Annotated in this window: 4 protein-coding genes; 1 reads left to right on the top strand and 3 read right to left on the bottom strand. The window is 72.6% G+C overall.

Annotation, left to right across the window (positions count from 1 at the left end; translation table 11 throughout):
- Positions 1–209: 209 nt before the first annotated feature.
- The gene (gene rpmB, locus G6048_RS04440) at positions 210–395 is read right to left on the bottom strand and encodes a 50S ribosomal protein L28 (protein WP_003993230.1); all 186 of its coding nucleotides are present in this window, start codon (positions 393–395) and stop codon (positions 210–212) included.
- A 252-nt stretch (positions 396–647) separates the two neighbouring features.
- On the opposite strand from rpmB, the gene G6048_RS04435 reads away from it, so the two are divergent.
- Positions 648–2,420 (top strand): DAK2 domain-containing protein, encoded by a 1,773-nt coding sequence (locus G6048_RS04435; protein ID WP_165338091.1) that lies wholly within the window; start codon positions 648–650, stop codon positions 2,418–2,420.
- Positions 2,421–2,466: 46 nt separating this feature from the next.
- Here the strand turns inward: G6048_RS04435 and G6048_RS04430 are convergent, their stop codons facing one another.
- Complete coding sequence (locus G6048_RS04430; protein ID WP_165338090.1) at positions 2,467–5,451, bottom strand: tetratricopeptide repeat protein; 2,985 nt, start codon at positions 5,449–5,451, stop codon at positions 2,467–2,469.
- Positions 5,448–7,292: an HSP90 family protein gene (locus tag G6048_RS04425; RefSeq protein ID WP_165338089.1), complete on the bottom strand. Its 1,845-nt coding sequence runs from the start codon at positions 7,290–7,292 to the stop codon at positions 5,448–5,450. Before G6048_RS04425 ends, G6048_RS04430 begins: the two co-directional genes overlap by 4 nt.
- Between the last annotated feature and the right edge of the window lie 91 nt (positions 7,293–7,383).

Raw genomic sequence — 7,383 nt, 5'->3', positions numbered from 1 at the left:
ATCATGGATGGCGGTGGGGAGCGGGGCGCGCGTAAGCGTTCGCGTAAACGCTTGCGCAAGCGTTTACGCGAACGCTTAGGTGGGGGCGATGCAGCCGTGCTTGGCGTAAGCGTTTACGCGTCTGCCCGGAGCGCGCAGCAAAAAGCCGGCCCACCTTCCGGTGGACCGGCCATGCAGCGAACCAGCAGTGGCCGCGCGCTAGCAGAGCGTCAGCGCGAGACCTTGCCGGCCTTGATGCACGAGGTGCAAGCGTTCACGCGCTTCGGCGTCCCGCCCACCACGGTACGGACGCGCTGGATGTTCGGGTTCCAGCGACGGGACGTACGGCGGTGTGAGTGCGAGATGTTGTTGCCGAAGCCCGGCCCCTTGCCGCAGACGTCGCAGTTGGCAGCCACGGGTCACTCCAAAGACTTCAGATGCTCTTACGGTTGATCCCGGCATGCCGGGACAAGATCTAGGAATCCAGGATCTGAGTGGCGGTGCCAGGGGAAGGCCCGATCGGATCGGGCAACCGGAGCAGCATACAACGACTGCGTCCGTGCAACGAAACTACCATGGTCGGCCCGGGGCCTGCCCCGGCCCACTTCCCGCGGAAACCTGACCTGGGTCTACGCTGCGTCCCACGTTCGCTGCTCAAGGAGGCGCAGGTGCCGCAGGTGCCGCAGAACTTGGACGCTCTCGCGGTGCGCGCCTGGTGCGGACTCGCGCTCGAGGCACTCGGCCGCGCGCGCGAGGAGATCGACGCGATCAACGTCTATCCGGTCGCGGACGGGGACACCGGTACCAATCTTTATCTGACCGTGGAGTCGGCGGCCGGGGCGGTCGAGGCGGTCTTCGCGGCGCACTCCGCCGTTTCAAGCGGAGTCTCCGGCGGTGCCTCCGGCGTCTCCGCGCTCTCTGGTGCTTCCGGTGCCTCCGGCGAAGGGGCGGCTGGGCGGCCGACGCTCGCCGACGCGGTACGGGCGATGGCGCACGGCGCGCTCATCGGGGCCCGGGGGAACTCCGGGACGATCCTCGCGCAGCTGCTGCGGGGCATGGCCCAGGTGCTCTCCGCCGACAGCGAGACCGCCCACGCCGACGGCCAGGGGCTGCGGCTCGCCCTCAGGCAGGCGGCCGACTCGGCACGGCAGGCCGTCGCGCATCCCGTCGAGGGCACGGTGCTCACGGTCGCCTCGGCCGCCGCCGACGCGGCCTCCGGGGCCGAGGGCGACTGCGGGGCGGTGGCGCGGGCGGCGTACGAGGGTGCGCGGGCCGCTCTGGCGGCGACTCCGGGGCAGTTGGGGGCCCTCAAGCGGGCCGGAGTGGTGGACGCGGGTGGGCGCGGGCTCGTGGCCGTACTGGCGGCGCTGGTCGAGACGTTCACGGGGGAGGCACCCGGCGTCGCGGGGGCGGTGCCGGTTCTCATGGGGCACGCGCGCGTGGAGGCCGCTGTCGTGGAGCCGCTGGGCGACGTGGGGGAGTGCGCGGACCCGGACCCGGCCCTGGAGGAGGGTGGGCCCGCGTTCGAGGTGATCTACCTCCTGGAGGCGGAGGACGCCGCCGTGGACCGGCTGCGGGAGCGGCTCGACACCCTGGGCGACTCGCTCGTCGTGGTCGGCGGTGACGGACTGTGGAACGTCCACGTGCACGTCGACGACGCGGGCGCGGCCGTGGAAGCGGGCGTCGAGGCCGGGCGGCCGTACCGGATCCGGATCACGCACTTCGGGGCCGGGGACGCGCATATGGCGGGCGCCGCCGGGCGACCGGTGCGTGAGCGGGTGCAGCGCGCGGTCGTGGCCGTGGTCCCCGGAGAGGGGCTGGCCGGGCTGTACACCGAAGCCGGCGCGACCACCGTTCTCGCGCGCCCGGAGGAGCCGCCCGCGAGCGGAGAGCTCGTCGAGGCGATACGGCGGGCCCACGCGCGCGAAGTGGTGCTGTTGCCCAATGACGCCGAGCTGCGGCACACGGCTGCCGCGGCGGCCGAGCAGGTCCGCGCCGACGGAGTCCGGGTCGCCCTCATCCCCACGCGTTCCGCGGTGCAGGGGATCGCGGCGCTCGCCGTGCACGAGCCGGAGCGGCGCTTCGACGAGGACGTCGTCTCGATGACCTCGGCGGCCGGGGCGACCCGCTACGCCGAACTCGCCGTCGCGGAACGGGAGTCCTGGACCATGGCCGGCATCTGCCAGGCCGGGGACATCCTGGGCCTCATCGAGGGCGACGTCGCGGTGATCGGCTCCGACATCACGGCCACCGCCGAAACCGTCCTCGACCGCATGCTCTCGGCGGGCGGCGAGATGGTCACCCTGGTCCTGGGCGAAGAGGCTCCCGACACGATCGCGGCCCACCTGGAAGCCCGGGTACGCGAGTCCTACCTGGCCGTCGACACGGTGGTGTACCGGGGCGGTCGACAGGGTGCGCTGCTGCTGATCGGGGTGGAGTAGCCCGAAACCGAAACCGACGGGCGTGGGTACGGGCAAGCCGCCCGTTCTACGGCTCCTGGGTCTCCGTTCCCGTCATGCGCAGCAGGTGCTCCGCCTCCGCCCGTCGGGACGCCACCGTTTCGTCGGCATCGGCGGTGGCGTCGCTCTCCTTGTACGCCGCGAGAACTACGCGCGCGCGTGCCGCCGCCGCTTCGGGGCGCTCGAGGTCGGCCTCCAGCCAGCCGGCGGCGAGTTCGGCGCCCGTACGGCTGTGGAGGCCCGCTTCGCCCAAGGAGGCGAAGCCCGTGATGGCCCGCGTGAGGTGGGCGAGGGACTCCTCGAACACGGCGTTGATCAACTCGTCTTCGGCGTCGCCGGTCACGGACCGGGCGATCAGGTCGCCGAACTGGCGGTGTGTATCGGCGAGTTCGGCGGCGAGCCGGTCACGGGCGGCGTCGTCCTCCGGTACGGCCGCCTCGCACCCTTGGACGGCTTCCGTCATCAACTCCCGTGCCGCGTCGAGCCCGGAGCCCTCCTCGCGTGCCGCGATCCATGCGCGCGCCCGTAGGGAGCGGACCAGCCCGTGGACGTTGCCGAGGGACCGCCACAGGTCACCGGCACGCTCGTAGGCGCGCTCCGCCTGGTCGGGCAGCCCGGCGTTCCCCAGGGCTTCCGCGGCGAGGTGCGCGAGCATGGCGTGGTCGCGCTGCTCGGGCCAGTGCCGGGCGATCTCGGCGGCCTGGAGCCAGTGCTCGGCGGCCTCGCGGTGCTCTGAGAGCTCGGAGAGGCAGTCACCGAGCCACCATCGGGTCTGCACGAGCGCACCCTCGCCGTGCGTCTCCGCGGCCAGCTCGGGCAGCGCCGACTCCAGTACCTCCGCGGCCTCCGCCCACCGGCCCTGGCGTACCAGGAAGCCGCCGAGCTGATGCCGCGCCCAGGCGCCGAGCGTGGCCCCCTCGCCGCCCTCGTCGGCCCAGTGCGCCGCCTGAAGGGCGTGTTCCGCGGCGGGTCCGAACCGGCCGGTGGCGCCGAGGACTTCGGCCAGCTGGAGGTGCAGTTGGGCGTTGCCCGTCGCTTCCAGGTACGGCCCGCCGTGCTCCAGCGCCGCCCGGGCCGCCCGCTCCGCCGCCTCGGCGTCGCCCAGGTGGCGTGCCATGCCGGTGAGCCGGGCCTCGTACTCCACCGCGAACCACGGCAACCCGGCCGCCACGAACGCCTCCGAGGCCCGCGTGAGCAGCTCTGTGGCCCTCTCCACGTCCCCGGCGTGCGCCGCGAGCTCCCCGAGCATGGCGTGCGCCTCCGCGGCGCGTGAAGCGACCAGGAGGTCGTCCACGGTGTGCGTCTCGGCGAGGGCCAGCAGCTCCCGCACAGCGGACTCCGCGGCGGCGAACGCCTCGTCTGCCTCGGCTCCCTCGTCGCCGGAGAGGCCGTTCTCGCCCTCCTCCGCTGCCTCCTGCACCCGCTGCATCAGGATCCGGGCCCGCCCCACCAGCACGGACGCCGCCTGCTGAACGCCGGTCCCGCCGTCCGCGAGCAGGGCGAGCACCCGCTCGTACGGCTCCGAGACCGCGGCCCGCGCCTCCTCGGTACGGCCGGAGAGGGCCAGTACGTACGCTCCACGCGCGCGTGCCGCCAGGGCCTCACCCGGGTCGCCCGCCTCGGAGTACAACTCGGCGGCGCGCGCGAACAGTTCCGCGCCTTCGGGACCGAGGCCCATCGCCTGGTGGTCGGTCATCTCCGCGCGGTCCCGGGGTGCCAGCTCCTCGTCACCGGCCGCCTCGGCGACCGCGTCCCACGCCGCGACGGACTGCGGGTGCAGCGAGGCCGAGAGCCGACGGGCCTCGGCGAGCAGTGCGGACAGGTCCGCCTCGGAGGATGCGGCTGCGGCGGCGTCCGTGGCACTCGGGGCGGATGTGGGCCTCACAGGAGCCGTCACGGTCCGGGCCCGTATGCCCAGAGGCAGCCGGTCCACCAGCGGCTGCCGGCTCATGCGCTCCCGGGCGAGGGTGCCGACGTACGGCGTGCCGTTGCGCTCGTCGAAGCGGGCCGCCAGCGAAAGTGCCTCCCCGCGCGCGTGGGCGGCGAGTTCGCGTGCGGTCCACGTACGGCCTGCCGGGCCGGGCACCGGCTGGTCGCCCCTGCCGAGTTCGGTCACGCGGTCCATCAAAAGGGCCACCACGGACATGAAGTCGAGCTTGCTGCGCGGCTCCCCGGAGTCCGTGAAGTACGCCGGACGCTCCGCCAGCAGCTCCAGGCCGCGCGCTTCGTTGCCGGTGAGCGCGCAGAACTCCACATGGTCGGCGTACGCGCTCCGCATGCTCTCCATGGGCCGCACCAGCCGGAAGCCGCGCAGATGGTGGGCCCGTGCCTCGTCGAGGCGGCCAAGGCGCAGCAGCGGGAGCAGGGAGGACGCCAGCGCCGTGTGCGGCTCGTGGGCACAGGTGTACTCGCCCTCCAGGACCGGCCACCACAGCTCCAGCGCACGGGCGTCTTCGCCCCGCTGTGCCTGCCACCAGCCCTGGCCGTGCAGCTCACAGGCGTGGCAGTCGGCCATGCTGTCCCGGTCGGCGGCCAGCCACGCCGCGTACGCCCGCTCGGCACGCGCCATGTCCCCGACATGCGTGGCCACGCTGCACTCGGCGCTGCGCACGGCCCGTTCGGAGTGCCCGGCGAGGCGATAACGGTGCTCCATCTCGCCGAGCCACTTCTCGATGGAGCCGAGCGGTATGTGCGGCTGGCTCAGCATGCCGGCCGACATCCACTTGAAGACCCAGTGCAGCGAGTGGACCTCGTACTCGTCGAAGTCCTCGGGCCGTTCGTCCCACATGCGCAGCAGCCGCGCGAAGGGGACGAACATCTTGTCCTTCTCGGAGCTGTAGTTGTAGACCTTCAGCTGGTGCCCGAGCGCCTCGATCACGGCGAGCGGGATGTTCAGCTTCTCGGCCTCCGAAAGCAGCTGCTCCGCGCGCGCGTTGCGGGCGGGGCCCTCCGGCTGCTCGTAGTTCTCGGCCATCGCCCGGCGCAACGCCTCGAAGTCCATGGTCGCGCTCATCGGCCGCCCTCCTCCGGGGAGTTGCTGTGGGTGGCCCACTCCAGGAGGCCGATGAACGCACGGTTCAGGAGTGCCGAATCCGCGGGGCGCAGCGGTCGCTGCGCCATCAGTAGCGCCTGCCCGTAGAGGGACTCCGTGGCCGTTCCGATCAGCTCCGGGTCGTCGAGTGAACTGACCTTCCGGATGAGCGGGTTCAGGTGGTTGAGCACCAGCCGCGCGCGTGGGGCGCTGCCGCGCAGTGAGCCGAGGATGCCCGCCCACAGGTCGTCGGCCTGCTCCTCGGCGTCCGCGCGCGCCTGTTCGTGACGCACCGACCGGTCGTCCAGGTGCAGCGCCGGCACGGAGAGGGGATGGAAGGCGCGCAGCACTACATCGCACCCCAGGGGGTCGAGTTTCGCCCGCGCGGCCCCCAGGAAGCCGGACAGCGCCAGCTCCTCGGCCGGGTCGACCGCGTCCAGGTGCGCGGTCACCGTGTCGGCGTCCAGCTCGGCGACCACCGTCCCCGGGCGCACCGAGGGCAGCGCCTCGACGAGCTCAGTGTCGTACGTGTAGCCGCCGTTGATCACCCCGACGCCCTGTGCTGAGGCGATCGGGGCGACCTGCCGGAACTCCTCCACGGTCCGCGTGAAGTGCACCACCGGGTGCCGCGACGCGAACTCCTCCAGGGACAGCCGCCCGTCGCTCGTCTCGAAGGGCAGCCACGGCAGCATCGTGCGCAGCATCTCCTTGTCGTGCCGCGCAAGGGACTTCACGCCCAGGTGGTGCACCGACAGGAAGGCCGCAAGCCGCTCCGGATCGCCCGCGGCGAGCCCGGTCAGCCAGGACCGTATCCGCTCGCCCAGCGCCTCCCGTACGGCCGCCAGGGTCTCGTCCTCGTACAGCGCCTCCCGGGACGCGGTGGGCCGCAGACTGTCCGTGTCGAGGACACAGCGCACGAAGAACGCCCAGTCGGGCAGCAGCCGTTCGGCCCGCTCGGTGAGCAGCATGCCCTTCAGGTGCACACGATGACCGGCGCGTTGGGAGGGGCTGACCGCGGACGGCAGGACGTACGCCACGCCGCGGATCCCGGCGAGCGGCACGTTCAGCTCGATGGAGTCCAGCGGTGTGAAGCCGAACAAGTCGTGGCAGTGCCGCGCCAGGGCCACCCTTCGGGTGGCGGGAGACGGGTACGAGCGGTCCCAGGGCGCCGGAAGGTCGGTCACGGCCTCGTCGCCCACCCGTACGTCGTACGGCAGCAGCGATCCGAAGTCCCGGGCCAGCGCCAGCACACGCTCCCCGGAGAGCCACTCGGCGGCGCCCGGGCGGGCCACCAGATGCACGGTCGTGCCCGGCTCGGTACGGGCCTCATTCGGCAGCGTACGGACCCGGTACGAGCCGTCGTCCGTCGCCGTCCACTCCACGGGCGGCGCGTCGGGCGTACGCGCGCTGCGGCTGACCACCCGGATGCGCTCGGCGACCACGAAACAGGCCAGCAGGCCGATCCCGAACTGCCCGAGGAAGTCGGAGCGCGCCGACTCAAGACCCTCGTCCCGCTTGGAGCTTCGGCCGATTGTCGCGAGGAGGTTGTGCACGTCCGCCTCGGTGAGCCCGATCCCGGAGTCCTCCACGCGCAGCGCGCCGTCCTCCGCGAACAGGCGCACCCGGGCGGGCGCGTCTGGCTGCTCGGCGCGGCGGGCGGTGATCGCGTCCACTGCGTTCTGCAGCAACTCGCGGAGGTAGACCTTGGGACTGGAGTAGAGATGGTGGGAGAGCAGGTCCACAAGTCCGCGCAGGTCGACCTGGAACGTATGGGGTGACTGAGATGCCTGGGAGTTCTGAGAATCCGAAGTCTGAGAGTCCATCGTCGCTGCGCCGGTGGGGGGACGTGCGACGGCGCGGGGTCGGGCGGTCCCGCGAGGTGACCGCGAACAAGGCCGGAGCGCGCCATCCTAG

The sequence above is a fragment of the Streptomyces ureilyticus genome (assembly GCF_011045025.1).
GTDB classification, from domain to species: domain Bacteria; phylum Actinomycetota; class Actinomycetes; order Streptomycetales; family Streptomycetaceae; genus Streptomyces; species Streptomyces ureilyticus.
This window is presented reverse-complemented; position numbering and strand designations above follow the sequence as displayed.